Raw genomic sequence first — 22,205 nt, forward strand, 5'->3', positions numbered from 1 at the left:
CCAATGAGCAGGTTACGCGTCGGGGTCGTCGGCGTCGGCATGATCTCGCAGGTCGAGCATATTCCCAATCTGCTGCGCCTCGGTGAGTTGTTCGAGCTGGTCGGCGTCGCCGATCCCTCCAGGATTTCGCGGCAGTTCGTCACCGACACCCATGGCATCGCCAATTTCGAAACGGTCGACCAGCTCTTCGACCAGCGCCTGGACGCGGTGGTGATCGGCTCGCCGGACCCATTGCATCACGAACAGGTGTTGGCGGCGCTGGCGGTTGGCCTGCATGTCTTTTGCGAAAAGCCGCTCTGCTATTCCCTGGCGGAAATCGCCGAGATCGTCGCCGCGCGCGATGCCGCCAGGAAAATCATGCAAGTGGGCTACATGAAGCGCTTCGATCCGAGCTACCGGCTGGCGCTCGCTTCGCTGCCGGGAACATCGAGCACGCTGCGCGCGGTCTCGGTGGAAGTGAACGATCCCGACGCCTGGCCGTTCATCGCCCATCAGCCCTACAGGCGCGGCACCGATATCCCAAAAGACATGATCGCCGCTGTCGCCGCCAAGCAGAAGCGCCAGGTCGAACAAGCCATTGGCGTGCCTTTCACTGATCTCGCTTTCCGTGGATTTACCGGCGCTTACAGCTCGGCCTTGATTCACGATGTCAATGCCGTTCACGGCCTGCTCGATGCGCTCGGCGTGCCGGACGGCGAGATCGTCGGCGCGCAGATCTTTGCCAATGGCGACGGCGGCCAGGGCGCCGTCAAGCTGCTGGACGGACAGGCGCTGTGGACCATGACCCATCTTACCGTACCTAAGCTCGCCGACTACAAGGAGCGGATCACGCTGTTCTTCGACGATGCCAGCCTGGAGCTCGAATTCCCCTCGCCCTGGCTCAACCATCATCCGACCCGGCTGACGGTGACGACCTCGCACGGTCACACGCTGTCGAAGAAAGATTTGCGCGCCGGCTACGCGGAAGCCTTCGTCGAGGAGATGCGTGGCTTCTGGGCGGCGATCGTCAATGGCGACCCCGTCGTCAACCCGCCCGAACACGCCGCCCGCGATCAGGCCTTGCTGCTCGGGCTGACCCGGCGGCATCTCGCGACCGGACCGTTCGACTGAGCACTCAAACCGGGAGCCGAACGGCGGCTACCTGGACTTGATGACGCCGTCGGTATTGGCCAGCAGCTTGCGCACTGCATTGCGTGCCGCGTCCGGCCGCTGCAGGCGGATGCTCTTCTCGATTGCCTCATGCAGCCTCTGCGCATGCTGCAAATCGTCGAGTTCCCGGGTCGTAAAAGCGAACAGATGATCGAACGCCGATTCGATCAGCACGCCGAGCGGCACCAGCAGATCGTTGCCCGAGGCGCGCAGGATGGCGAGATGAAACCGCGTGTCGGCGCGCGTCCGCTCCTGCAGGTTGGTCGCCTCGCCCATCTCGCGGCAGGCCTGGCTGATCTCGGCCATCTGCTCGTCGGTGCGCCGCATGGCGGCAAAGGCGCTGGCCTCCGGCTCGATGATGTGGCGGAATTCCTGCACCGTCCTGAGGAACACCTCGCGGTCCGGCGAGGTCGCGTACCAGGCCAGCACATCGCGATCGAGCAGGTTCCAGCGCTCCTTCGGCTCGACCCAGCTGCCGATTTTGGGACGTGACGACAAAAGGCTCTTCGCCATCAGCATCTTGATGGCTTCGCGCACCGCCGAGCGGCTGACGTCGAAGGTCTCGGACCATTTGGCTTCGTTGGGCAGGATGGTTCCCGGCGGATAGTCGCCGCGCACGATCCTCAGCCCGATTTCGTTGGCCAGCGACGCATGCACGCTCGACCCCGGCATGCGCGCCGCATCGGCGCGGCGAATACCGCTCGTGCGTTCGGCGAACGCCTCGGCCGCTGTCTTTCCCTTATTCGGCTTCGCGTCCTGCATGGCTCCACAAAGTCCGGATTTGGAGGCGTGTCAAGGAGATGAAATCGACGGCAATATCTCGGTTTGATTTTCCGTATCCGTCGCCTCGCCGACACAGCGCTTTGCCGGGCGTTCACGCCGGGGAGGCACGAACGGCTTCTCTTTGTCCCGACTGAATTCCTCGATCAGGAAATCAAGGAAGACGCGGATTTTCGGGGCAAGATGCTGCCGTGCCGGATAGACCGCGTAGAGTGTGGTTTCGACCTTGTCCCAGTCATCCAGAGCCGATTGCAGCCGGCCTGCTTTCAGGTCGCTTTCGACATAGGGATAGGGGATCAGGCTGACGCCGAAGCCGGCGCGCAGCGCATCGCGCACGGCAAGGCTCGAGGAGACCGAATATCGTCCGTCGATGGCGATCCGCTCGCTGCGGCCGTCCTTGCGGAATTCCCATATGTCCGCATGCCCCGAGAGGCTGAACCGGATGCAGTTGGCCGCCTTCAAATCGGCAGGCGTTTGAGGCCGGCCGTGCTGCTCGAAGTAGGCAGGAGCTGCACAAAGCACGTGCGGCATGACCGCAAGCTTTCTGGCGACCAGGCTGGAATCCTCGAGATTGTCGCTGCCGCGAATGGCAAGGTCAAATCCCTCCCGCACGATATCGACGCGCCTGTCATCAAGATGCAAATCGAGTTTCAAATCGGGATAGCGCGATAGAAACGCGGGAATGGCAGCCGAAAGCCGCGTCAACGTGACAGTCATCGGCGCGCTGACCCGCAACGTCCCGCTCGGCGCCGTCTTGATCGGGCCAAGGACCTGGTCGGCCCTGGCCAGCGCATCGAGCCCCTGCGTGACATGCTCCAGATAGATCCTGCCTTCTTCGGTCAGGGCCATCCGCCGCGTCGTCCGGTTGATGAGCCGCACCCCCAGATGCGCCTCCAGCTCGGCGATGTTCTTGCTGATCGCGGGAGGCGAGAGACCGAGCCGCCGTCCGGCTTCGGCAAAGCTGTTCAGTTCCGCCACATGACGGAAAACCTGCAACGCAGTCAGGCGATCCACTGCACCATTCTCTTCCAGTAAACAATGTCTTTCAATTGTCACCTATTATCGTCTGTTGGTAAATTCCATATCTGCTTCCCGAACGGCTTTCTCATTTTCGGAATGACATGATGACCAACCCCACAATCTCCCTTATCGAGCGACGCATGTCGGCCAATCGGTTCGATGCCTCGTACGCATTGACGGATGCCGAGGTTGAGGAACTGGCACGTCTCGCAACGCGCGCGCCAACCGCCTACAACCTTCAGAATTGGCGGTTCATCGCCGTGCGGACGCCGGAAGCAAAGGCGCGGTTGCGCAGCGTGGCCCATGGCCAGGCCAAGGTGCAGGAAGCAGCGGTCACCTTCATCGTCTGCGGCGTACTGCCCGACCACGCCGCCCTCAATGCAAGGCTGCGTCCTTTCGTCGAAGCCGGCTTCATGCCGGCGGATATGGCTTCGGGCTGGCAGGAAGGCGCCCGCGCACAATATGCCGATCCTCGGGCTGCCCGCGACGAAGCGGTGCGCTCTGCAACGCTTGGCGCTGCAACGCTGATTTTTGCAGCCGAAGCGCTGGGGCTCGTCGCTGGTCCGATGGGAGGCTTCGATGCCGAAGGCGTGGCCCGCGAGTTTGGCCTTGGCCTGAATGAAGTGCCGGTGATGCTCATCGCGGTCGGCCGCGCCGCGCCCGGCAACTGGCCGCAAAAGCCGCGCCGCCCTCTTGCCGAAGTACTGGAAATCTTATGAAAACGCGCCGTTTCGATCTGTTGCTGACAGCCATTGCACCCGCGATATGGGGCAGCACCTATATCGTCACCACCCAGTTCCTGCCCAACTTTTCGCCGATGACGGTCGCAATGCTGCGTGCCTTGCCAGCCGGATTGCTGCTGCTGGCGATCGTTCGGCAACTGCCGACGGGCATCTGGTGGCTGCGCAGTTTCGTCCTCGGAGCCCTCAACATCTCGATCTTCCTGAGCATGTTGTTTGTCGCCGCCTACCGGCTTCCGGGCGGGGTCGCCGCGACGGTGCTGTCGGTCCAGCCGTTGATCGTGATTTTCCTTGCCGCTGCCCTGCTTGCCAGCCCTGTCCGTCGGTTGGCGATCGTCGCCGCCCTTGTCGGGATCGCCGGTGTTGCATTGCTGGTGCTGACCCCGAACGCGACGCTCGATGCGGTCGGCGTTGCCGCCGGCCTCGCCGGGGCGGCCTCCATGGCCTTCGGAAGCGTATTGGCCCGTAAGTGGCAACCGCCAGTATCGCTGCTTACCTTTACGGCATGGCAGCTGACCGCCGGCGGTCTGCTTCTCGTTCCGGTGGCCCTGCTTTTCGAGCCCTCCATCCCGCTCCCGACCGCGGCCAACCTGCTTGGACTGGTGTGGCTCGGCCTGATCGGTGCGGCGCTGACTTACGTCCTCTGGTTCCGGGGCATTGCGCGACTGGAATCTGCCGTGGTGTCATCGCTGCTTTTCCTCAGCCCGGTGACCGCCGTGCTGCTTGGATGGGTATTCCTGGACCAGACGCTGACCTTGCCTCAAATCGCCGGCGTCGTTTTCGTCATCGGCAGCATCTGGCTGGCTCAACGCCCCAATCGCAACGAGTCCTGATGCATGTCGCTCAAAAGTGTGCAGCGGGTTTGCGATACGAGATGCATCAAAACAAGAACCTGAAGCGCGTAGCATGAGGCCGGTCGAACGCGACGCGTTTTAGGCCGCCGACTTGTGTCGGCGGATTGTTCGGCACTATGGTCCAGCGGCATAGCCGGAGGATCCGCCGATGCCACAACGCCCCTATGATGAGCGCCTGCTCCGTCAGGCGTTCGAAGTCGCGCGCAAGGCCCGCGATGCCGGCGAACATCCCTTTGGTTCGCTCCTCGCTGACAAGGACGGCAATGTTTTGCGCGAGCAGCCCAACGCTTACAAAGCCGGCGGGGGCGACCGCACCGCTCATGCCGAAAGGCTGCTGGCCTCATGGGCGGGGATGAATTTCAGTCTCGAAAAGCTGGCCTCCTGCACACTCTACACTTCGGCCGAACCTTGCGCGATGTGCTCCGGCACAATCTATTGGGCGGGCATCGGACGGGTCGTCTTTGGCCAGAGCGAACATGACCTCAAGGCATCGACGGGTGCACATGTCGAGAATCCTACACTCGACCTGCCCTGCAGGATCGTCTTCGAAGCTGGGCAGCGTCCGACTGAAGTCGTTGGTCCGCTGCTTGCCGATGAGGCGGCGCAACTCCAGGCCGAATTCTGGAAAGACAAGTAGCTTAATTGCCGCACGGCAGGAAACGAGTGAGGGCTAGGCTCAGAACTTATTGATCAAGGGTATTGCCCCTTCAACAAGTGAAGTATCGGAGAACCTTGACCCCTTTGGGCCTAAACAGCGGGGATGGGGTTGCCGGCTCCATCCCTACTCAACTGCGAGATGCGCAATCGGCCAGCTGAGATTTCCTCCCCGTCCCGAACGACTACGACCACGAGTTTTGCAGGCTCTTGGAAGACCAAGGTTGACAGTTGAATGTTCATGCTAAGGGCCAATAATTTGACTGTATCCTTCTCAAATTCGAGGGGTCCTTTCTGGGGGATGATGTCGGTCTTCGGCACTGGAGCTTCTATCAAATCAACTACCCCACCGGCCTTGGATTCAAGACGAACTTTTATCGCGAGGGTAGGCAAAGTTTCTGGATACGGTTCAAGATACTTAATCAGACACCACAGCCCCGTGGGCAATGCCCACGGCAAAGGTCCGTCGAATAAAACGGCATCATTATAGACCCCTATGTGCAGCTGCTTCCCGTTGGCCTCCTGTCGAAGGTCATCGCAAAACACGACGCTAGCATGGGGGTTCAAAATCATGCTGCCTCAAGGCGTATTGACACCGCACTCACGGCATCGGTTCCCGGCAGGATGGAATGCTGCCCGGAACTTAGTGTGGTCCCCGCTCCGAGCGTAAGCGGCTGTATCTCGCCCGCAGGCCCAAACCGACGGTTCATTTTTCTGTCTACGACCACAACCTCTACGTCTACCTCAAGGGCAGTCGCGAGGTCCGCGATAGTGTCTATTTCCCAGTTCGGCTTTGTTCCTGAAAACCAGCGAGAGACCGCAGACTTGTTAATTCCGAGGCGATCGGCAAGCTGACTTAGGGTGAGCCCCGTTTCCGCTTTCCTGGCTTGAATGACCGCCCAAAAGGCGCTCACAAAAGCCGAACGAAGTATCCCGCGTTCGAACTCTTCAACGAACGCTTGGTCGGAAACCTTATTAGATTTTTTCATCCACATCTCGACATATTCCCTTCACGTACTCTAACGCCGTTGCTGCACGAAAAGGTTGCGCATTACCCATGGTGTTGCCCCAAAGATCGGGGATTCCAGCGACGGTTTCGCTATAGTTCTTTTTGATCCCTAGCCAATGTCGGCAATGCAGTCCTAAACCTATGAATACCCCGGCGTCGAGAAACCTACCGAACAGACGCACTTGGACATGCCTAGGCTTTCGCGCACAAATTACCCAGACCTCGTCAACAGAATGCAATCGTTCGATGTCTGGCCCCCGCTCGTCTGGGTCTCCTTTGAGGCTTGCCGTCACGAACCAACCGAAACAAAAAATTGCTATCAGTTCTTCCATTTTCGCCATCGGCAAATGGCTTAAGTCGGGATCCTTCCCAGCCAATCCTCTATAAACATTTGGCGTTACATACAGAAACCGCTTGGCCTCCACCTTTTGGTTAAGTGCAGGCCGCGCGACGAGCCGACCGGTTTCGACCGCTCGATACAGAATAGAGTTAGTTGCGTTTAAAGTCAACAATTTCCCCGCAGGCCGCACCGTTCCTCTCGAAGGGGGAAACGTGTTATTACCAGCCAGCAGATAGCCTATGTCAAATTCGAGGTTGAGTCAGAGCCTTCTCAACGTTGCGCGTCGGGGCTGGCCCAGTGCCGGCTCCGTATCACGTACGCCCGTCAGGTCGTCTTGACATATTTCCGCCAGCTGTGCTCCGGCCGGAAGTCGAGCATGTCGCGTGCCTTGCGGTTGGAGAGCAGGGTCTCGTATTCGCCAAGTTCGCCCTTGACCGGCACATCGGGATAAAACCGCTTCAGGAGTTCGGCTGTCGGCAGGTCGGACGAGGTGTCGTCATTGGCGGCGTTGAACACCTGATAGCCGAGCCCATCCTTTTCGATGGCGCGCAGCGTGATCTGGCCGAGGTCGCGCGCGTCGATATAGCTCCAGGCGATGCGCTTGCGGAAACCCGGATCGGCGAACCATCTCGGAAACAGCGAATATTCATGCGGCTCGATGACGTTGCCGATGCGCAAGGCGTAGATGTCGAAGCCGCTGCGCAGCGCAAAGGCGCGCGCCGTCTTCTCGTTGACGACCTTGGACAGCGCGTAGCTGTCCATCGGATCGACGTCGTACTCCTCGTCGAGCGGAAAATGCGTCGGATCGCGCGGTTCGTTGGCGAAGACCAGGCCGTAGGTCGTCTCGCTGGATGCGATCACCACCTTGCGGATACCGAGCTTCACTGCGGCCTCGATGACATTGTAGGTGCCGAGCGCGTTGATGCGGAACACCTCGTTGTCGGGCGTGATCATGATGCGCGGGATGGCCGCGAAATGCACCACGGCATCGACCGGTTGCGAACGCAGCGACGGGTCGAATTCATGCAGGCCGATATAGCTCGACAGCGCGTTGAACACCTGCCCGCTGTCGGTGATGTCGGTGATCAGCGTGCGCACCTTGGGATTGTCGAGCGGCTTGGTGTCGATGTTGAGCACCTGGCAGCCCTGCTCGACCAGATACTGCACGACGTGGCGCCCGGCCTTGCCGCTGCCGCCGGTGAACATGATCCGCTTCGTCATTTTGCTCTCCCTGGAATTCACGTGTATTGTCAGACAATATCGAACTCTGCAATCGCCTGCCATGGCATGCGGCAAAAACCCGCTTCAACAATTCGCCGGCAAGGTGCAGCGCCGTCATCCATCACTGCAAATAGGACGAAACGACATGAACACTACCGCCGCGAGCGAAAAGATCGGCTTCATCGGGCTGGGCCTGATGGGGCACGGCATAGCGAAGAACATCGTCGACAAGGGCTATCCGTTGACGTTTCTCGGCCGCAAGAACCGCGCACCGGCGGAAGACCTGCTCGGCCGCGGCGCCAGGGAAGCGGCGACCTCGCGCGACGTCGCCGCGGCATCCGATATCGTCTTCATCTGCGTCACCGGCTCGCGCGAGGTCGAAGCCATCATCCGCGGCCCAGGCGGCCTCAAGGAAGGCCTGAAGCAGGGATCGGTTGTCGTCGACTGCTCGACCTCGGATCCTGTCTCGACGGTGGCGCTGGCCGCCGAACTCAAGGCGCTCGGCGTCGATTATGTCGATGCCCCGCTCAGCCGCACCCCGAAGGAGGCCTGGGAAGGCACGCTCGACGCCATGGTCGGCGCGCCCGACACGGTCTTTGCCCGGCTGAAACCGGTGCTCGACACCTGGGCCGGGCGCATCGTCCATATCGGCGACACCGGCGACGGCCATCGCATGAAGCTGCTCAACAACTTCATTTCGCTCGGCTACGCCGCGATCTATTCCGAGGCGCTGGCGCTGGCGCAGAAGGTCGGCATCTCGCCGCCGCGCTTCGACAGCGTCATCCGCAACGGCCGCATGGATTGCGGCTTCTACCAGACCTTCATGCGCTGGACGCTGGAAGGCGACCGCGACGCGCACAAATTCAGCATCGCCAACGCCTTCAAGGATCTCACCTATCTCGAATCGATGGCGGGTGCTGCCGGCATCGCCAATCCGCTCGGCAACGCCACCAAGAACGCCTTCGCCGGCGCCTTCGCGGCCGGCCCCGCCGACCAGTATGTGCCGATGCTGGCCACGCATATCGGCAAGGTCAACGGCGTCGACCTGATGCCGACCAGGGATGGCAAGAAGCAGACGATCTGAGCCGGCCGATCAGCTTTTGGCCACGCAAGCTTGCCGCAACATTCCGAGGCGTCAGCGCCACTGGCGAACCTGCCAATCTTCCCCCTTGAGGCAGTGCAATCGCATGTAGGCAAGAGCCCCCTCACCCGGATTGCCAACCGAATTGCGAAGGGCAATTCGGGGCAATCCAACCTCTCCCCGAGGGGAGAGGAGATCGCCAGCGCCGGCGTCAGCCTCTTCTCCCCAGCGGGGAGAAGGTGGCCGCGAAGCGGCCGGATGAGGGGGACTCCTTACGCGATTTGCCCTGCCTTGTTGGGGGAGATGCCCGGCAGGGCAGAGGGGGGTGCTGTCCCTCAGACCTCAGATCGGCAACACTGCAATTTCAAAGCCAGAAACAAAAAACCCGCCTCGGTGGGCGGGTCGTCGGCGCCAATCAGCACCATAGCCAAATTAGTAGCATAGCTGCCGGCACAAAGCAAGAACAAAATACGCTGCGGCGGTAAAAAAGTCCGAATCCCTGGCCCATCCGAGGTCGCCGCCCTCATTGCCTAACGTTGATGATTAGCGAAAGCCGAAGTGGCATCCAATCTCCCCCCTCGTGGGGGAGATGTCCGGCAGGACAGAGAGGGGCGCGAAGGAATGCCGAGTTTTGCAATCGTTCGGAGCAATGCCAGCCCTGGTGCAACCATCACCGCCGCGACCGCCCGATAACATCGTCGGTGTTGGCGAGAAGCCTGTGCACCGCGGCACGGGCTGCGGCGGGCCGCTGCAGGCGGATGTTCTTCTCGATCGCCTCGTGCAGTGCCTGCGCCCGACGCTGGTCGCTGGTTTCGCGTGTGACGAAAACAAAGAGGTGATCGAGCGCCGATTCGATCAGCACGCCGAGCGGCACCAGCAGATCGTTGCCCGAGGCGCGCAGGATGGCGAGGTGGAACCGCGTGTCGGCGCGCGTTCGCTCCTGCAGGTTGGTCGCTTCGCCCATTTCGCGACAGGCCTGGCTGATCTCGGCCATCTGCTCGTCGGTGCGCCGCATCGCGGCAAAGGCGCTGGCCTCCGGCTCGATGATGTGGCGGAATTCCTGCACCGTCCTGAGAAACACCTCGCGGTCCGGCGAGGTCGCGTACCAGGCCAGCACATCGCGATCGAGCAGGTTCCAGCGCTCCTTAGGCTCGACCCAACTGCCGATCTTCGGGCGCGACGCAAGCAAGCTTTTCGCCATCAGCATTTTTATGGCTTCGCGCACCGCCGAGCGGCTGACGTCGAAGGTCTCCGACCATTTGGCCTCGTTGGGCAGGATGGTTCCCGGCGGATAATCGCCGCGCACGATCCTCAGCCCGATTTCGTTGGCCAGCGAGGCGTGCACACTCGAGCCGGGAAAGTGTGCGGCGTCGGCACGCCGAACGCCGGCCGGCCGTTCAGCCTCGGCCTTCAACTTGGCGGGTCGCTTTTTTGATGTCGCGTCCGGCATTCGTATTCCCCGGCAGCTGCTTGTCGAAAGCCTGAACTCAGGACACGACAAAGCAGCGGCCTACGCTCCAAAGCAGCGTCGCCTCGTGCGTTCGTATGGACGGTCTGTGACGGGGCGCCCGTCGAAGGGCCCCCCGAAACTGCGAACCTACTTCTGGATGCAGGTGTCGACCGTGTCCTTGGTGCATTCGTCGAGGCCGGTGAACACCGGATCGGCGACCGGCTTGCCTTCGACCAGGTCGATCATCACCGAGGGCGCCTTGTAGCCCATCTCGAACGGCCGCTGGCCAACCAGCGCGGTCACCAGCCCGTCACGGGCAATCGCCACCTCGTCGCCGATCGTGTCGGCGGCGCCGATGACGAAGGCGTTGCTGGCGATCTTGTCGGCCATCGGCTTGAACAGGTCGCGGTAGGGCTGCGGAGCGCCGAACAGCGGCCAGCCGCCCATGATGCCGAAGGCGGCGAGATCGGGATTGGCAGCGAGGATGTCGGTCATCGCCTGCACGCCCTTGGCGCCGTCGTCATTGGTGAACACCGGGCAGCCGGCAACTTCCGTCCAGCCGCCTTCGCCTGCCAGCGCGGCGAGGCCGTCCTTGCCCGAAAGCGCGTCACGCATGCCCTGCGCGCGGCGCAGGATGTTGTCGGCCGCCGGATTGCCTTCGATGGTGCAGATCTTGCCGCCATTCGGCTTGGCCTTCTTGATGTATTCGCCGATCTTGTGACCCATCAGGTAGTTGTCGGTGCCGAGGTAGGTCTTGCGCAGCGCCGCATCTTCCTTGCTGAGGTCGGCGTCGAGGGTCATGATCGGGATCGACGGATTGGCGCTTTTGATCGTCTGCGCGATCAGCGGCGCGTTCGATGGCGAAATCGCCATCGCCACAGTGTCGGGCTTGCTCAGCATGTCCTGGACGATCTGGGCTTCACCGGCCTCGTCCGAGGTCGACGCCGGTCCAGTGTAGAAGCACTCATATTCCGAGCTGGCGTTTTCCTTGTTCCATTTCTCGCAACCCTGGTGGATGGCCTCGAAGAATGGATTGTCGAGACCCTTCACGACGATGACGAGCTGTTTCTTGGCCATAGCCGGCCCGGCACCCAACGCCATGATGGCGGCGGCAGCGAGCAATAGTGATTTCCTCATGTCAGTCCTCCCTTTTGAAACAAACGGACACCGCGTGCCCGCCACACACAGATCGACCCGGAGCAAGATGACAGAGGACGTCGCACTCGTGTCGCCAAGCCAGGTCGATAAGCATTTTCATATTCAGTCTCAGACCGGCACCGACAGATACTGCTGGTTACCAAATCCCTGACCGACAAACCTTCACCGATTCCTTCCGGCAACCCGGGGGATCGGCGCAAGCTCCTCCGACACTTAGCTAATATCGCCTTGTCACCGACGTCAATGCTATTTGTCCTACAAAACTGATTTTTCGAAAGAAGCCGTGGTTGACGCCAAGGTGGCTTATGCGTAAATGGGCAAAATCGCTGCTTCCGGGAGGAACTGGGGAGAGCGAAAGGCCGCGGCAGAACCGCAGGCCGCAAAGCACGGGGAGGCAAGAAGGCTGGTGGCGGTTCTCGAACTCACCAACATCTCGAAGCATTTTGGCGCCATCCAGGCGGTCAACGACGTTTCGTTGTCGATCGAGGCCGGACAGGTTGTCGGCCTGATGGGCGACAACGGCGCCGGCAAGTCGACGCTGGTCAAGATGATCGCCGGCAATTTCCCACCGAGCCATGGCACGATGCAGATGGACGGCAAGGAGCTGATCCTGCACAAGCCGGTCGAGGCGCGCCAGCACGGCATCGAAATCGTCCATCAGGACCTGGCACTGTGCAACAATCTGACGGCCGCCGCCAACGTCTATCTCGGCCGTGAATTGCGCCGCGGCCTCGGGCCGCTTCGCATCCTCGACTATGCCGCGATGTACAAGCGTGCCGGCCAGATCTTCGCCGAGCTGAAATCCGAAACCCGCCCGCGCGACCTGGTCAAACAGATGTCGGGCGGCCAGCGGCAAGCGGTGGCGATCGCCCGCACCATGCTTTCGCAGGCCAAGATCGTGCTGATGGACGAGCCGACCGCGGCGATCTCGGTCCGCCAGGTCGCCGAGGTATTGAACCTGATCCGCCATTTGCGCGACCAGGGCATCGCCGTCGTGCTGATCAGCCACCGCATGCCCGACGTCTTTGACGTCGCCGACCGCGTCATCGTCATGCGGCGCGGCCGCAAGGTCGCCGACAAGACGATCGCATCGAGTTCGCCGGAAGAAGTCACCGGACTCATCACCGGCGCCATCGAACAGGTATGATTGACGCCTCAACCAGAGTAAAAAAGGTCGATAATGGCAGTCACCCTTGATCAGACGATCGCGCACAAGCAGCACACCTTGCTGAGCAAGGTGTTTGCCAGCCAGACCTTCTGGGTGGTGATCGCGGTCATCCTCGCCTGCCTGTTCCTGTCGGTGGCAACGGATTCCTTCGCCACGACCAAGAACCTCTACAACATCACCCGCAACGTCACCTTCGTCGCCATCGTGGCGCTCGGCATGACCTTCGTCATCATCACCGGCGGTATCGACCTGTCGGTCGGCTCGGTGCTTTGCCTGTGCTCGATGGTGCTGGCCGTGACCATGCATGCCGGCTATGGCATCGAGATCGGCATTGGCGCTGCGATCGCGACAGCGCTGATCATCGGCGCCTTCAACGGGGTTCTGATCGCCTATCTCGGCTTTCCGCCCTTCGTGGTGACGCTCGGCATGCTGTCGATCGCACGTAGCCTTGCCATGGTCGCCTCCAACAACACCGTCGTCTTCCAGTTCGGGCCGGACCACGACAAGCTGCTGGCGCTTGGCGGCGGCGCCTGGGTGTTCGGCATCGCCAATCCGGTGCTCTACATGATCGTGCTGGCGATGATTACCGGCTTCGTGCTGCGCTGGACGAAATTCGGCCGGCACATCTTCGCCATCGGCGGCAACGAGCATGCGGCGACGCTGACCGGCGTTCCGGTGCGCCAGATCAAGGTTGTCGTCTACATGATCTCGGCATTGGCGGCGGGCCTTGCCGGCATCATCCAGACCGGCTGGCTGGGCGCGGTCACCACAAATCTCGGCAACGGCATGGAGCTTCAGGTGATCGCCGCCACCGTCATCGGTGGCGCCAACCTGGCCGGCGGCATGGGCACAGCCTTCGGCGCGGTCGTTGGCGCGGCGCTGATCGAGGTCATCCGCAATAGCCTCGGCCTGCTCGGCATCAATGCCTTCTGGCAGGGCGTGTTCATCGGCGGCGCCATCCTGCTTGCCGTGCTGTTCGACCGCATCCGCAATTTCAGGCGCAACGACTGAACTTTTCCGCCGGCGGGGCAAAGTTGCTTCGCTGGCAAAAGTCCTTGCTCAGCCTCGAAGGGAGTGCCGGTTGCCGTCGACCGCACCGGTCTTGCCATACCGGCCTGGAAACGCTCGCCTTCTTCCTATCGCCGAGTCTGAAAATCCGCCGCTGCGGCGCATGGCCGGCGCCCGGGCGTGCACATCCGTCTTGACGCAAGCCCGAACTGAGCCGCACAATCGCTCGCAGCAGGCGAAGGGAGGCCAGTCGCCTGCGGGAGGATATACCCATGACGGAAGCGATCAGGCTCTACTGGGGCCGGTTCGGACATGTTTCTGTCCTGAACGTCGCCAGCGACTTCGTCACCCATGCCCATGTCGAGGCGCATATCATCATCTGGCTGGAAGGCACGGCCGGCGAGATGACCATCGGCCGCGAGACGGTGCGGCTTGGACCGGGCACCGCCGCCGGCATCAATTCCTTCCAGCCGCACAGCCACGCTCTGTCCCGCGACGGCACGCCCGGCCTGTTCCTCGCCTTTTACATCGATCCGGACTGGGCTCGAAGGCGCCGCGAGCTGCCTTCCTCGGCGCCGCTGTTCTCCGCCCCGGCAATCACGCTCGAGCCTTGGCTGCACAAGGCAGCGGCCAACCTTCTCGACCATCTCAGCGACAATGAGAGCATCGACGACATCGCCAATTACGAGATCGAGCGCTTCATCGACAGCGTGCTCGATGCCGCCGACGCCTGCGCACCGCAGACGGTGCGCGCCCGCGTCAACACCATGCAGGATTTTCGCGTCCGCAAGGCGATCCAGCTGATGAAAGCCAATGTCTGCGAGCGCATCTGCTTCGACGACGTGGCGCGCAGCGTCGGCCTGTCGCGGCCGCATTTCTTCGCCCTGTTCAAGGAACAGACCAATCTGACGCCCAACGTCTATTGGAACACGCTGCGCATGGAGGAAGCGGTGCGGCAATTGCAGTGGTCGCAGGAGCCGCTGATCTCGGTCGCCTGCAATCTCGGCTTCACCACCCAGGGCAATTTCTCGCGCTTCTTCCGCGACCATGTCGGCGTCCCGCCGACGCTTTACCGCGAGGCGGCGCGGGCGATCAGCTGAGCGCCCGTTTTTCAGACTAATTGATAGGCATTCAAGACGCATTGATAAGCGCCGCGTAGCCCGCCGCCCTACCCTCCCAAGCAGCTGATTTGCAAGGGAACGATCCTATGGCGAAAGTCACCATCTCCAGCGTCATCGATGCGCCGGTCGAAAAGGTCTGGGCGCGCATACGCGACTTCAACGGTCTGCCGAATTGGCATCCGCGCATGGTCGAAAGCCACATCGAGGACGGCAAGGACGCCGGCACGATCGGCTGCGTGCGCAATTTCCAGCTCGCCAGCGGCGCCCGCCTCCGCGAAAAGCTGCTCGATTTCTCCGACGAGAATTTCCTCGTCAGCTACTCCATCCTGGAGACGCCGCAACCGCTTACCAACCACAAGGCGACGCTGCAGTTGCGGCGGGTGACCGACGGCGACCGCACCTATGCCGAATGGACCGCCAGCTTCGACGCCCCTCCCGAAGAAGCCGACAAGCTGGCCGAAGGCATGGGCGCCAACGTCTTCCAGGGCGGCTTCAACGCCCTGAAGGCCCATTTCGCCGGCAAGGTTGAACTGAATTGAGCTGACAAACAGGAGCGTTCCATGGCGCTTGCACTGCAGACTTTCCCGACGGTGGAGGACGCTGGCGCGGCGCTGAAGGCCGCCGGCACCCGCTATCTCGGTGGCGGCACACTGGTCGTGCGCGCCGCCAACGAAGGCGACGTGTCGATTTCCGGTTTCATCCGGTCGACCGAACCGGCGCTGTCGATCATCCGCATTTCCGGCGGCGAGGTCCGCATCGGCGCTTCGGTGACCATGGCGGCGATCGCCCGTCACCCGGATCTCGCTCCACTGGCCCACGCCGCGCGCGCCGTCGGCGGACCGGCGATCCGCAACATGGCTACGGTCGGCGGCAATCTCTTCGCGCCAACGCCTTACGGCGATTTCACCGTTGCACTGCTGGCGTTGGACGCAACCGTCACCACCGACTACGGCGAGCTGCCGATCGAAACCTTTCTGGCAAAGCGCGAGAGCAATCACGCCATCGTCACTGCGGTCGGCTTCACGCTTCCGAAGGAAGGCGGTTTTCGCTTCCTGAAACAGTCGCGGGTCAAGCCAAAGGGCGTCGCGGTGCTGAGCATCGCCACCGTGCTGGAACAGGCACAGGACGGCACTGTCACGTCAGCGCGGATCGCGCTCGGCTGCATGGCCGACCGGCCGATCCGTGCCAGGGCGGCGGAGAAAGCCTTGATTGGCCGCAAACTCACCGCAGACGGCATCGCACCGGCACTGGCCGTTGCCCACGACGGCACTTCGCCGCCAACCGATCCGATCGCCAGTGCCTGGTATCGCAACGAAGTCCTGCCGGTCCATCTCGGCCGGCTGCTGCTCGCCTGAACGCCCTGGCTGCGGCGCAAGGAGTAATAAAGATGGCGAAGGTCCCGGTTCAGTTCACGCTCAATGGTGCCGAAAAGGCCGAGTTCATCGACAGCGGCACGACGCTGCTTCACGCGCTGCGCGACAAGATCGGCGACACCTCGCCAAAAGGCGGCTGCCATCAAGGCACTTGCGGCGCCTGCACGGTCATCATCGATGGCGAGCTCAGGCTGTCCTGCCTGACGTTGGCCGAGACCTGCAACGGTGCGGCCGTCACCACGACGTCGGGGCTTTCGGAAGGCGGCGTGCTGCATCCGCTGCAACGCGCTTTCCTCGATGCTTTCGCCACGCAATGCGGTTTCTGCACGCCGGGCATGATCATGGCAGCCAAGGTACTGCTCGATCACACGCCGAACCCCAGCCGCGAGGACGTGGTCGAGGCGCTGTCGGGCAATATCTGCCGCTGCACCGGTTACGAGCCGATCATCCAGGCGGTGCTGACCGCCGCGCGCTCCAATTCGCAGAACGCGGTTTGAGGGAGTTAAGAAAATGGAACTCCGCAAGAGCTATTTCGCCGACCAGCGCAAGGACGATCTGCACGAGATCGGCCAGCCGCGGCCGCGTTCGGATTCACCCGGCCATGTCACTGGCAAGACCACCTATTTCGCCGACCGCAATTTTCCCGGCATGCTGCACCTGAAGATGGTGCGCAGCCCGCACCATCACGCCCGCATACGCAGCATCGATACGTCCGAGGCGGAAAAGCATCCGGGTGTCGTCAAGGTGCTGACCGCCAAGGATGTGCCGCACAATGTCTACACCATCCTGATCCTGATCCAGATCGGGCCGGAGGACGAGACGGTGCTGGCTGACGGCAAGGTGCGCTGGAAGGGCGAGGCGGTGGTGGCGGTGCTGGCCGAGACCGAGCGCGCCGCGCAGGAAGCCGCCGCCAAGGTCAAGGTCGACTACGAGGTGCTGCCGGCCGTCTTCGACATGGAGGAAGCGCTGAAGCCCGACGCGCCGATCGTCAACGAGTATCACGGCCGGAACTATTACCTCTACGACAGCGGCGAATGCCGCAAGGTGCGCTTTGGCGATGTCGAGGCAGGCTTTGCCACAGCCGACCACGTGCTCGAACAGACCTATCAGTCCTCGCCGATCGAGCATGCGCCGACCGAGACGACCGGCTGCATCGTCGCACCGGAGGGCAACGACCGCTTCACCTGCTACACCAACACGCAGGCGATGTTCTTCACGCTCGACAACGCCTCGATCATCCTGCAGATGCCCGGCAACAAGCTGCATTTCGTCGGCGGCACCGTCGGCGGCGGTTTTGGCGGCAAGGTCGACGTCATCGTCGAGCCGATCGCCATCCTCGGCGCCAAACTAACCGGACGACCGGTTTGTTTTGTCTATAGCCGCGAGGAGGAGATGCAGATTTCCTCGCCGCGCGCCGCCGAGAAGGTCGTCATCAAGGACGGCGTCATGAACGACGGCCGCATCGTGGCGCGGAAAGTGACCGGCTACACCGATGCCGGCGCCTATTCGCGCCATTCGCCCTACGGCGCGCAGAAGGGCGCCGGGCATTATCCTGGCCCGTATACGATCCCGAATGTCTGGATCGACACCTACTGCGTCTACACCAACCGTACCCCGTCCTCGGCGATGCGCGGTTTCGGCGTCACCATCGGCGACTTCGCGCTGGAGGTGCAGATGGACAAGCTCGCCCGGCTGATCGGCATGGACCCTCTCGAATTCCGCTTCATCAACGCCTACCGCGACGGCGACATGAAGGCACACCGGCAGCCGACGGAGGGGGCGGCGCTGATCGAGTGCATGCAGGAAGCCTCGCGCGCCGCCAACTGGCCAGTGGCGGAGAAGTTCATGACGATGTCGTCTTACGCGAAGGGAGCTTGAGATGGCGATCAGGCGCGGACGCGGCGTCGCCGCGATCAATTATCCGACCGGCATGAATCTCGGCGGCGACCCGACGCAGGCGCTGGTGCATTCGACGCCGACCGGCAATTTCATGGTCACGCTCTCCAGCGTCGACCTGGGCCAGGGCATGAAGCAGATCATGGCACAGATCTGCGCCGAGACGATCGGCGTACCGACCGACCGCGTCGTCGTCGACACCGCCGACACCGACACCGGCCCGCACTGCATGGGCACCTTCGCCTCGCGCGGCACGCATCGGGCCGGCAATGCGGTCATCCAGGCCGCCAGGGAAGCCCGCCAGGTGATGCTGGAAGTGGCGGCCGAGGAACTTGAGGTAAACGCCTCGGACCTCGAGACCGATGGCGAGGGCAACATCCTGGTCAAGGGCGCGCCGCAAAGATCGATCTCGATCTTCGATGTCGCGCTGTCGGCGCATTTCAAGCGCGGCCGTTCGATTTCCGGCCGCGGCATGTTTTTGATCCCCCGCTCCTATCCGGAGAAAGAGACCGGAGCGATGAAGCCGTCTACCTGCTACGCCCATGCCTGCACGGTGGCGGAGGTCGAGGTCGACGACGAGACCGGCGAGGTCACCGTGCTGACGGTAAAGAACGTGTTTGAGATCGGCCGCGCGCTGAACCCGAAAATGGTCGAGCAGCAACTCGTTGGCGGCTCGTGGATGGGCATCAGCCATGCGCTCTACGAAACGACCGAGCCCTATTATCCCAACCGCGACCATGGCGGCACCGACTTCAACCAATATCTGATGCCGGGTCCTGGCGATCTCGCGCAAACCGAGATCATCGTGCTGGAACGGCCCTCGGCGGACGGGCCGTATGGCGCCAAGGGGCCGGGCGAAATGTGCGCCAACCCGCAGATCCCGGCGGTTGCCAATGCCGTCTTCGACGCTGTCGGTGTGCGCATCGATACGCTGCCGATCACGCCGGAGCGCATCCTGCGGGCGCTGAAGGCGCAAGCCCCGAACTGAGTGCTGAAAATGCCCAAGAGAAGCGCTGAGACAGTCGCGACCTCGCCTGAGGCGGTGGCGTCGCGCCTCGCCGCCTCGCGCTATCTCGCCGATGAAAGCCTGGCCACCGCCATCTTCCTGGCGATCAGGCTGGGAAAGCCGCTGCTGCTCGAAGGCGCACCCGGCGTCGGCAAGACGGAAGCTGCGAAGGCGATTGCCGAGGTGCTCGGGCGCGACCTGGTGCGGCTGCAATGCTACGAGGGCATCGACGCCGCACATGCGCTCTACGAATGGAATTACCAGCGCCAGTTGCTCGCCATCCGCCATGCCGGTGAGCACGAGGTCGACATCTACGACGACCGCTTTCTCATCGCGCGGCCGCTGCTGCAGGTGCTGAAAGCGCCGGAAAAGCGCGTGCTGCTGGTCGACGAAATCGACCGTTCCGACCATGAATTCGAAGCGCTGCTGCTGGAGTTCCTGTCCGATTTCCAGATCAGCATTCCCGAGCGCGGCACCATTCGCGCGACTGCGCAGCCGATCGTCATCCTGACCTCGAACCGCACCCGTGAGCTTGCCGAAGCGCTGCGGCGGCGCTGCGTCTACCACTGGATCACCTATCCCGACGCCGGGCGCGAAGCCGAGATCATCATGCTGCGCGCCGGCGACGTCGCCGAGGCCACGGCGCGCGCCGTGGCTGCCGCAGTGCGCGACATTCGCGCCCGCCCGCTGGCGAAGCCGCCCGGCATCGCCGAAGCGGTCGAATGGGCGAACGCCGCGACGATCCTCGAAAAAGGCGGCAGTCCGTGGCCGGAAGCGTTTCGCCGCGCCATTGGCGTGCTGATCAAGGACGAGGAGGACCTTTCCTGCATCGCGCCCGAGCTCGGCAAGATTGTCGAGGAGGCGCTGGCGTGAGCCCCGCGGCTCTGCCTCGAGGGGCGACGCCCTTCCTCGGCTTCGGCCGGCTGCTGCGCCGCTATGGCTTTTCAGTGGCGCCCGAGCAGGTCTCCGGCTTCATGCAAGCGGTGACGCTGCTTGGGCCGCGCTCGATGGCCGACATCCGCGAAGCGGCGCTCGCCACGCTGGCGCCGCCGCCCGACCGCCGCGACGAATTCGAGGCGCATTTTCGGAGCCATTTCTATGGCAGCACCGCGGCAGTGGTCGGAGGCGAGGCCGACGAGGAAACCCGCATCAAGGATGACGGCGAAACCAGCGAACAAGAAATCGAGGTGGTCCGCCAGGAGCAAGGCGGCGAACTGTCTTCGGCCAGCGAACAGTTGAGCGTCCGCGAATTCAGCCGCGATAGCGACGGGCTTGCCGCCTTCCGCCGCAAGCTCGCCACCGCTTTGCCCGCCCGCCGCTCCTTCCGCACGGTGCGCACGCATGCGCGCGGCAAGCTCGACCTGCGCCGCTCGCTGCGCGAAATCGTCAGTGCCGACGGCGATATCCCCTCGCCGCTGCTGCGCCGGCGGCAGACAGTGCCACGCAAGCTACTCATCCTGATCGACGTGTCGGGCTCGATGAAACTCTACACCTCAGACTATCTCAAGCTGGCGCATGCGGCCGTGCAAGGCGCCGACCGGGCGGAGGTCTTCACTTTCGGCACACGACTGACCCGTATCACCTCGGCGCTGCGCATTCGCGACCGCGACCAGGCGCTGGCCCGCGCCGCTGCCCAGGTCGACGACTGGGACGGCGGCACCCGCATGGGACCGACACTGCTTGCCTTCCTCTCGGTGCCGCGTTTTTCGGCCTTTGCGCGCGGGGCGGCGATCGTCATCCTGTCGGATGCGCTGGAGCGCGGCGATCATGCCGAGCTGGAGACGGCGATGCGCCGGCTGAGCGCCCGCGCTTTTCGGCTTTCGCTGGCGACGCCGTTGGCCGGCGATCCACGCTTTCGGCCGGCGACGGCAGCGCTTCGCGCCATCCTGCCAGTGCTCGACGACCTGGTCGACGGTTCGTCGATCGCCGGCCTCACCGATTTCATCCTGTCGCTCGCCCGCCCAGCCCCGGCGGCCGCGGCAATCTGGAGGAGGGTTTCGTGATGCAGAAGGCGATCGACGCGCATTTCCACATCTGGCGCCAAAAGGACCAGCCCTGGCTGGTCGGGCCGATGGTGCCGCGCATCTTCGGACCATATGAGCCGATCCGCCGCGACTATCCTATCGGGGAATTCCTCGCCGACCAGCAAGGCTCGGGCGTCGAGAAGGCGGTCTATGTCCAGACCAACTGGGCCAAGGAGGATTTCGAGAATGAGGTCGCCTTCCTGCAGAAAACCGCGGAAGAAACCGGCTGGCCGCACGCCATCGTCGGCTATGCCGACATGACCGTGGACGACGTGCGTTCCCAGATCGACCGGCTGATCAAATACCCCCTGCTGCGCGGCGTGCGCATGCAGCTGCACTGGCACGAAATGCCGGCCTTCCGCTTCGCTGCCTCGGCCGATCAGGTCATCGACCCGAAGGTGCGGGCCAATGTGGCGCGTCTGAAGGACTACGGCTTGTCCTTCGACCTGCAGCTTTTCCCCGCCCAGATGAAGGACGGGCTGGCGCTTGTCGGCGAGAACCCCGAGACCAATTTCATCCTCACCCACGCCGGCATGCTGACCGACATGGAGCCAGAGACCACCGAGGCCTGGAAAGCCGGCCTGCGCACGCTGTCAGCGGCCCCCAACCTCTATGCAAAACTGTCCGGCCTCGGCACCTTCGTCCACCGCAACGACCCGGCGCTGATCAGCTATATCGTCGACGCCGCCATCGACATCCTCGGCAGCAATCATTTGATGTTCGGATCGAACTTCCCGATCGAGAAACTGTGGACCAGCCACGCCGAGCTGATCAGGGCGCACAGGGAAGCGGTGGGCAAGCACGGCGCGGCGGCAGAGGCCGACATCTTCTGGAACACGGCGGAGAAGGTTTATCGGCCGGTGTAGCGCGCATTCGCTTCTCCCCCTGTGGAAGAAGGTGGATCGGCGCGCAGCGCCGAGACGGATGAGGGGTGCTGGAAGAAACTCGGCGGTGGAAATCTAGGCAATTTGAAGCACTTACGTCTCCAGGCTAGCGATCCTTCCGGCACCCTCATCCGACCGAGCTTCGCTCGGCCACCTTCTCCCACAGGGGGCCTTTGCACAGAATCGGATTGGTGATTCTGTGGCATGGTCGCTACGGGAGATTCGCGGATGGTTGATCGTGTGCTTGGTCAATTGAGCTTGGCGGACGG

Annotated in this window: 24 protein-coding genes; 16 read left to right on the forward strand and 8 right to left on the reverse strand. The window is 62.7% G+C overall.

Features of this window, described 5'->3' with window-relative positions; translation table 11 throughout:
- Window positions 1-3: 3 nt before the first annotated feature.
- Window positions 4-1,110: a Gfo/Idh/MocA family protein gene (locus NKJ09_RS14730; RefSeq protein ID WP_023721246.1), complete on the forward strand. Its 1,107-nt coding sequence runs from the start codon at window positions 4-6 to the stop codon at window positions 1,108-1,110.
- Window positions 1,111-1,137: 27 nt separating this feature from the next.
- Here NKJ09_RS14730 and NKJ09_RS14735 read toward each other — a convergent pair whose 3' ends face one another.
- Complete coding sequence (locus NKJ09_RS14735; protein WP_023721247.1) at window positions 1,138-1,911, reverse strand: FadR/GntR family transcriptional regulator; 774 nt, start codon at window positions 1,909-1,911, stop codon at window positions 1,138-1,140.
- A 30-nt stretch (window positions 1,912-1,941) separates the two neighbouring features.
- Window positions 1,942-2,943: a LysR family transcriptional regulator gene (locus NKJ09_RS14740; RefSeq protein WP_023721248.1), complete on the reverse strand. Its 1,002-nt coding sequence runs from the start codon at window positions 2,941-2,943 to the stop codon at window positions 1,942-1,944.
- A 110-nt stretch (window positions 2,944-3,053) separates the two neighbouring features.
- Here NKJ09_RS14740 and NKJ09_RS14745 point away from each other — a divergent pair, with 110 nt between their 5' ends.
- From NKJ09_RS14745 to NKJ09_RS14755, 3 genes are all read left to right on the forward strand, one after another.
- Window positions 3,054-3,668 carry a nitroreductase family protein gene (locus tag NKJ09_RS14745; protein ID WP_352481572.1) on the forward strand — a complete coding sequence of 205 codons (615 nt, stop codon included), beginning with the start codon at window positions 3,054-3,056 and terminating at the stop codon, window positions 3,666-3,668.
- Complete coding sequence (locus tag NKJ09_RS14750) at window positions 3,665-4,522, forward strand: EamA family transporter (protein WP_023721250.1); 858 nt, start codon at window positions 3,665-3,667, stop codon at window positions 4,520-4,522. Before NKJ09_RS14745 ends, NKJ09_RS14750 begins: the two co-directional genes overlap by 4 nt.
- Window positions 4,523-4,691: 169 nt before the next feature.
- Window positions 4,692-5,180 (forward strand): nucleoside deaminase, encoded by a 489-nt coding sequence (locus NKJ09_RS14755; protein ID WP_023721251.1) that lies wholly within the window; start codon window positions 4,692-4,694, stop codon window positions 5,178-5,180.
- Between the two features lie 110 nt (window positions 5,181-5,290).
- Here NKJ09_RS14755 and NKJ09_RS14760 read toward each other — a convergent pair whose 3' ends face one another.
- The 4 genes from NKJ09_RS14760 to NKJ09_RS14775 all read right to left on the reverse strand — a co-directional run bounded on the left by NKJ09_RS14760 (window position 5,291) and on the right by NKJ09_RS14775 (window position 7,767).
- Window positions 5,291-5,770: a hypothetical protein gene (locus NKJ09_RS14760; RefSeq protein ID WP_023721252.1), complete on the reverse strand. Its 480-nt coding sequence runs from the start codon at window positions 5,768-5,770 to the stop codon at window positions 5,291-5,293.
- The gene (locus tag NKJ09_RS14765) at window positions 5,767-6,186 is read right to left on the reverse strand and encodes a helix-turn-helix domain-containing protein (protein ID WP_198030531.1); all 420 of its coding nucleotides are present in this window, start codon (window positions 6,184-6,186) and stop codon (window positions 5,767-5,769) included. Before NKJ09_RS14765 ends, NKJ09_RS14760 begins: the two co-directional genes overlap by 4 nt.
- Entirely contained in the window at window positions 6,173-6,538 is a 366-nt protein-coding gene (locus NKJ09_RS14770) for a hypothetical protein (protein ID WP_156948174.1), read from the reverse strand. Before NKJ09_RS14770 ends, NKJ09_RS14765 begins: the two co-directional genes overlap by 14 nt.
- Window positions 6,539-6,870: 332 nt before the next feature.
- Window positions 6,871-7,767, reverse strand: a complete 897-nt coding sequence (locus NKJ09_RS14775; RefSeq protein ID WP_352481574.1) for an NAD-dependent epimerase/dehydratase family protein — start codon at window positions 7,765-7,767, stop codon at window positions 6,871-6,873.
- Between the two features lie 145 nt (window positions 7,768-7,912).
- On the opposite strand from NKJ09_RS14775, the gene NKJ09_RS14780 reads away from it, so the two are divergent.
- Window positions 7,913-8,851 carry an NAD(P)-dependent oxidoreductase gene (locus tag NKJ09_RS14780; RefSeq protein ID WP_352495772.1) on the forward strand — a complete coding sequence of 313 codons (939 nt, stop codon included), beginning with the start codon at window positions 7,913-7,915 and terminating at the stop codon, window positions 8,849-8,851.
- A gap of 667 nt (window positions 8,852-9,518) precedes the next feature.
- Here NKJ09_RS14780 and NKJ09_RS14785 read toward each other — a convergent pair.
- The gene (locus NKJ09_RS14785; RefSeq protein ID WP_023721256.1) at window positions 9,519-10,298 is read right to left on the reverse strand and encodes a FadR/GntR family transcriptional regulator; all 780 of its coding nucleotides are present in this window, start codon (window positions 10,296-10,298) and stop codon (window positions 9,519-9,521) included.
- A gap of 147 nt (window positions 10,299-10,445) precedes the next feature.
- Window positions 10,446-11,435, reverse strand: a complete 990-nt coding sequence (locus tag NKJ09_RS14790; protein ID WP_352762950.1) for a sugar-binding protein — start codon at window positions 11,433-11,435, stop codon at window positions 10,446-10,448.
- 427 nt (window positions 11,436-11,862) lie between these two features.
- Between NKJ09_RS14790 and NKJ09_RS14795 the strand changes: the two genes are divergently transcribed.
- The 11 genes from NKJ09_RS14795 to NKJ09_RS14845 all read left to right on the forward strand — a co-directional run bounded on the left by NKJ09_RS14795 (window position 11,863) and on the right by NKJ09_RS14845 (window position 21,918).
- The gene (locus NKJ09_RS14795; RefSeq protein ID WP_023675804.1) at window positions 11,863-12,603 is read left to right on the forward strand and encodes an ATP-binding cassette domain-containing protein; all 741 of its coding nucleotides are present in this window, start codon (window positions 11,863-11,865) and stop codon (window positions 12,601-12,603) included.
- 33 nt (window positions 12,604-12,636) lie between these two features.
- Window positions 12,637-13,635: an ABC transporter permease gene (locus NKJ09_RS14800; RefSeq protein ID WP_292660607.1), complete on the forward strand. Its 999-nt coding sequence runs from the start codon at window positions 12,637-12,639 to the stop codon at window positions 13,633-13,635.
- 269 nt (window positions 13,636-13,904) lie between these two features.
- Window positions 13,905-14,732: an AraC family transcriptional regulator gene (locus NKJ09_RS14805; RefSeq protein ID WP_023721259.1), complete on the forward strand. Its 828-nt coding sequence runs from the start codon at window positions 13,905-13,907 to the stop codon at window positions 14,730-14,732.
- 107 nt (window positions 14,733-14,839) lie between these two features.
- On the forward strand, window positions 14,840-15,292 hold the full coding sequence (locus NKJ09_RS14810; RefSeq protein WP_023721260.1) for an SRPBCC family protein: 453 nt from the start codon (window positions 14,840-14,842) through the stop codon (window positions 15,290-15,292).
- Window positions 15,293-15,313: 21 nt separating this feature from the next.
- On the forward strand, window positions 15,314-16,108 hold the full coding sequence (locus NKJ09_RS14815) for an FAD binding domain-containing protein (protein WP_023721261.1): 795 nt from the start codon (window positions 15,314-15,316) through the stop codon (window positions 16,106-16,108).
- A 32-nt stretch (window positions 16,109-16,140) separates the two neighbouring features.
- Window positions 16,141-16,623, forward strand: a complete 483-nt coding sequence (locus NKJ09_RS14820) for a (2Fe-2S)-binding protein (protein WP_352481581.1) — start codon at window positions 16,141-16,143, stop codon at window positions 16,621-16,623.
- Between the two features lie 13 nt (window positions 16,624-16,636).
- Window positions 16,637-18,004 (forward strand): xanthine dehydrogenase family protein molybdopterin-binding subunit, encoded by a 1,368-nt coding sequence (locus NKJ09_RS14825; RefSeq protein ID WP_023721263.1) that lies wholly within the window; start codon window positions 16,637-16,639, stop codon window positions 18,002-18,004.
- Window position 18,005: 1 nt separating this feature from the next.
- Window positions 18,006-19,010, forward strand: coding sequence for a xanthine dehydrogenase family protein molybdopterin-binding subunit (locus NKJ09_RS14830; protein ID WP_023721264.1), 1,005 nt, complete (start codon window positions 18,006-18,008; stop codon window positions 19,008-19,010).
- 9 nt (window positions 19,011-19,019) lie between these two features.
- A complete protein-coding gene (locus NKJ09_RS14835; protein WP_352495771.1) occupies window positions 19,020-19,901 on the forward strand; it encodes an AAA family ATPase in 882 nt (293 codons plus the stop codon).
- The gene (locus NKJ09_RS14840; protein WP_352495770.1) at window positions 19,898-21,031 is read left to right on the forward strand and encodes a vWA domain-containing protein; all 1,134 of its coding nucleotides are present in this window, start codon (window positions 19,898-19,900) and stop codon (window positions 21,029-21,031) included. Before NKJ09_RS14835 ends, NKJ09_RS14840 begins: the two co-directional genes overlap by 4 nt.
- Window positions 21,031-21,918, forward strand: a complete 888-nt coding sequence (locus tag NKJ09_RS14845; RefSeq protein WP_352495769.1) for an amidohydrolase family protein — start codon at window positions 21,031-21,033, stop codon at window positions 21,916-21,918. The genes NKJ09_RS14840 and NKJ09_RS14845 overlap by 1 nt, the downstream gene beginning before the upstream one ends.
- Window positions 21,919-22,205: the final 287 nt, after the last annotated feature.

The sequence above is a fragment of the Mesorhizobium sp. M0189 genome, assembly GCF_040322135.1.
GTDB lineage: Bacteria > Pseudomonadota > Alphaproteobacteria > Rhizobiales > Rhizobiaceae > Mesorhizobium.

Coding starts and splice junctions, on each gene's coding strand:
- NKJ09_RS14730 (WP_023721246.1), top strand. CDS start 4: ATGAGCAGGTTACGCGTCGGGGTCGTCGGCGTCGGCATGATCTCGCAG.
- NKJ09_RS14735 (WP_023721247.1), bottom strand. CDS start 1,911: ATGCAGGACGCGAAGCCGAATAAGGGAAAGACAGCGGCCGAGGCGTTC.
- NKJ09_RS14745 (WP_352481572.1), top strand. CDS start 3,054: ATGACCAACCCCACAATCTCCCTTATCGAGCGACGCATGTCGGCCAAT.
- NKJ09_RS14750 (WP_023721250.1), top strand. CDS start 3,665: ATGAAAACGCGCCGTTTCGATCTGTTGCTGACAGCCATTGCACCCGCG.
- NKJ09_RS14755 (WP_023721251.1), top strand. CDS start 4,692: ATGCCACAACGCCCCTATGATGAGCGCCTGCTCCGTCAGGCGTTCGAA.
- NKJ09_RS14760 (WP_023721252.1), bottom strand. CDS start 5,770: ATGATTTTGAACCCCCATGCTAGCGTCGTGTTTTGCGATGACCTTCGA.
- NKJ09_RS14765 (WP_198030531.1), bottom strand. CDS start 6,186: ATGAAAAAATCTAATAAGGTTTCCGACCAAGCGTTCGTTGAAGAGTTC.
- NKJ09_RS14770 (WP_156948174.1), bottom strand. CDS start 6,538: ATGGAAGAACTGATAGCAATTTTTTGTTTCGGTTGGTTCGTGACGGCA.
- NKJ09_RS14775 (WP_352481574.1), bottom strand. CDS start 7,767: ATGACGAAGCGGATCATGTTCACCGGCGGCAGCGGCAAGGCCGGGCGC.
- NKJ09_RS14780 (WP_352495772.1), top strand. CDS start 7,913: ATGAACACTACCGCCGCGAGCGAAAAGATCGGCTTCATCGGGCTGGGC.
- NKJ09_RS14785 (WP_023721256.1), bottom strand. CDS start 10,298: ATGCCGGACGCGACATCAAAAAAGCGACCCGCCAAGTTGAAGGCCGAG.
- NKJ09_RS14790 (WP_352762950.1), bottom strand. CDS start 11,435: ATGAGGAAATCACTATTGCTCGCTGCCGCCGCCATCATGGCGTTGGGT.
- NKJ09_RS14800 (WP_292660607.1), top strand. CDS start 12,637: ATGGCAGTCACCCTTGATCAGACGATCGCGCACAAGCAGCACACCTTG.
- NKJ09_RS14805 (WP_023721259.1), top strand. CDS start 13,905: ATGACGGAAGCGATCAGGCTCTACTGGGGCCGGTTCGGACATGTTTCT.
- NKJ09_RS14810 (WP_023721260.1), top strand. CDS start 14,840: ATGGCGAAAGTCACCATCTCCAGCGTCATCGATGCGCCGGTCGAAAAG.
- NKJ09_RS14815 (WP_023721261.1), top strand. CDS start 15,314: ATGGCGCTTGCACTGCAGACTTTCCCGACGGTGGAGGACGCTGGCGCG.
- NKJ09_RS14820 (WP_352481581.1), top strand. CDS start 16,141: ATGGCGAAGGTCCCGGTTCAGTTCACGCTCAATGGTGCCGAAAAGGCC.
- NKJ09_RS14825 (WP_023721263.1), top strand. CDS start 16,637: ATGGAACTCCGCAAGAGCTATTTCGCCGACCAGCGCAAGGACGATCTG.
- NKJ09_RS14830 (WP_023721264.1), top strand. CDS start 18,006: ATGGCGATCAGGCGCGGACGCGGCGTCGCCGCGATCAATTATCCGACC.
- NKJ09_RS14835 (WP_352495771.1), top strand. CDS start 19,020: ATGCCCAAGAGAAGCGCTGAGACAGTCGCGACCTCGCCTGAGGCGGTG.
- NKJ09_RS14845 (WP_352495769.1), top strand. CDS start 21,031: ATGCAGAAGGCGATCGACGCGCATTTCCACATCTGGCGCCAAAAGGAC.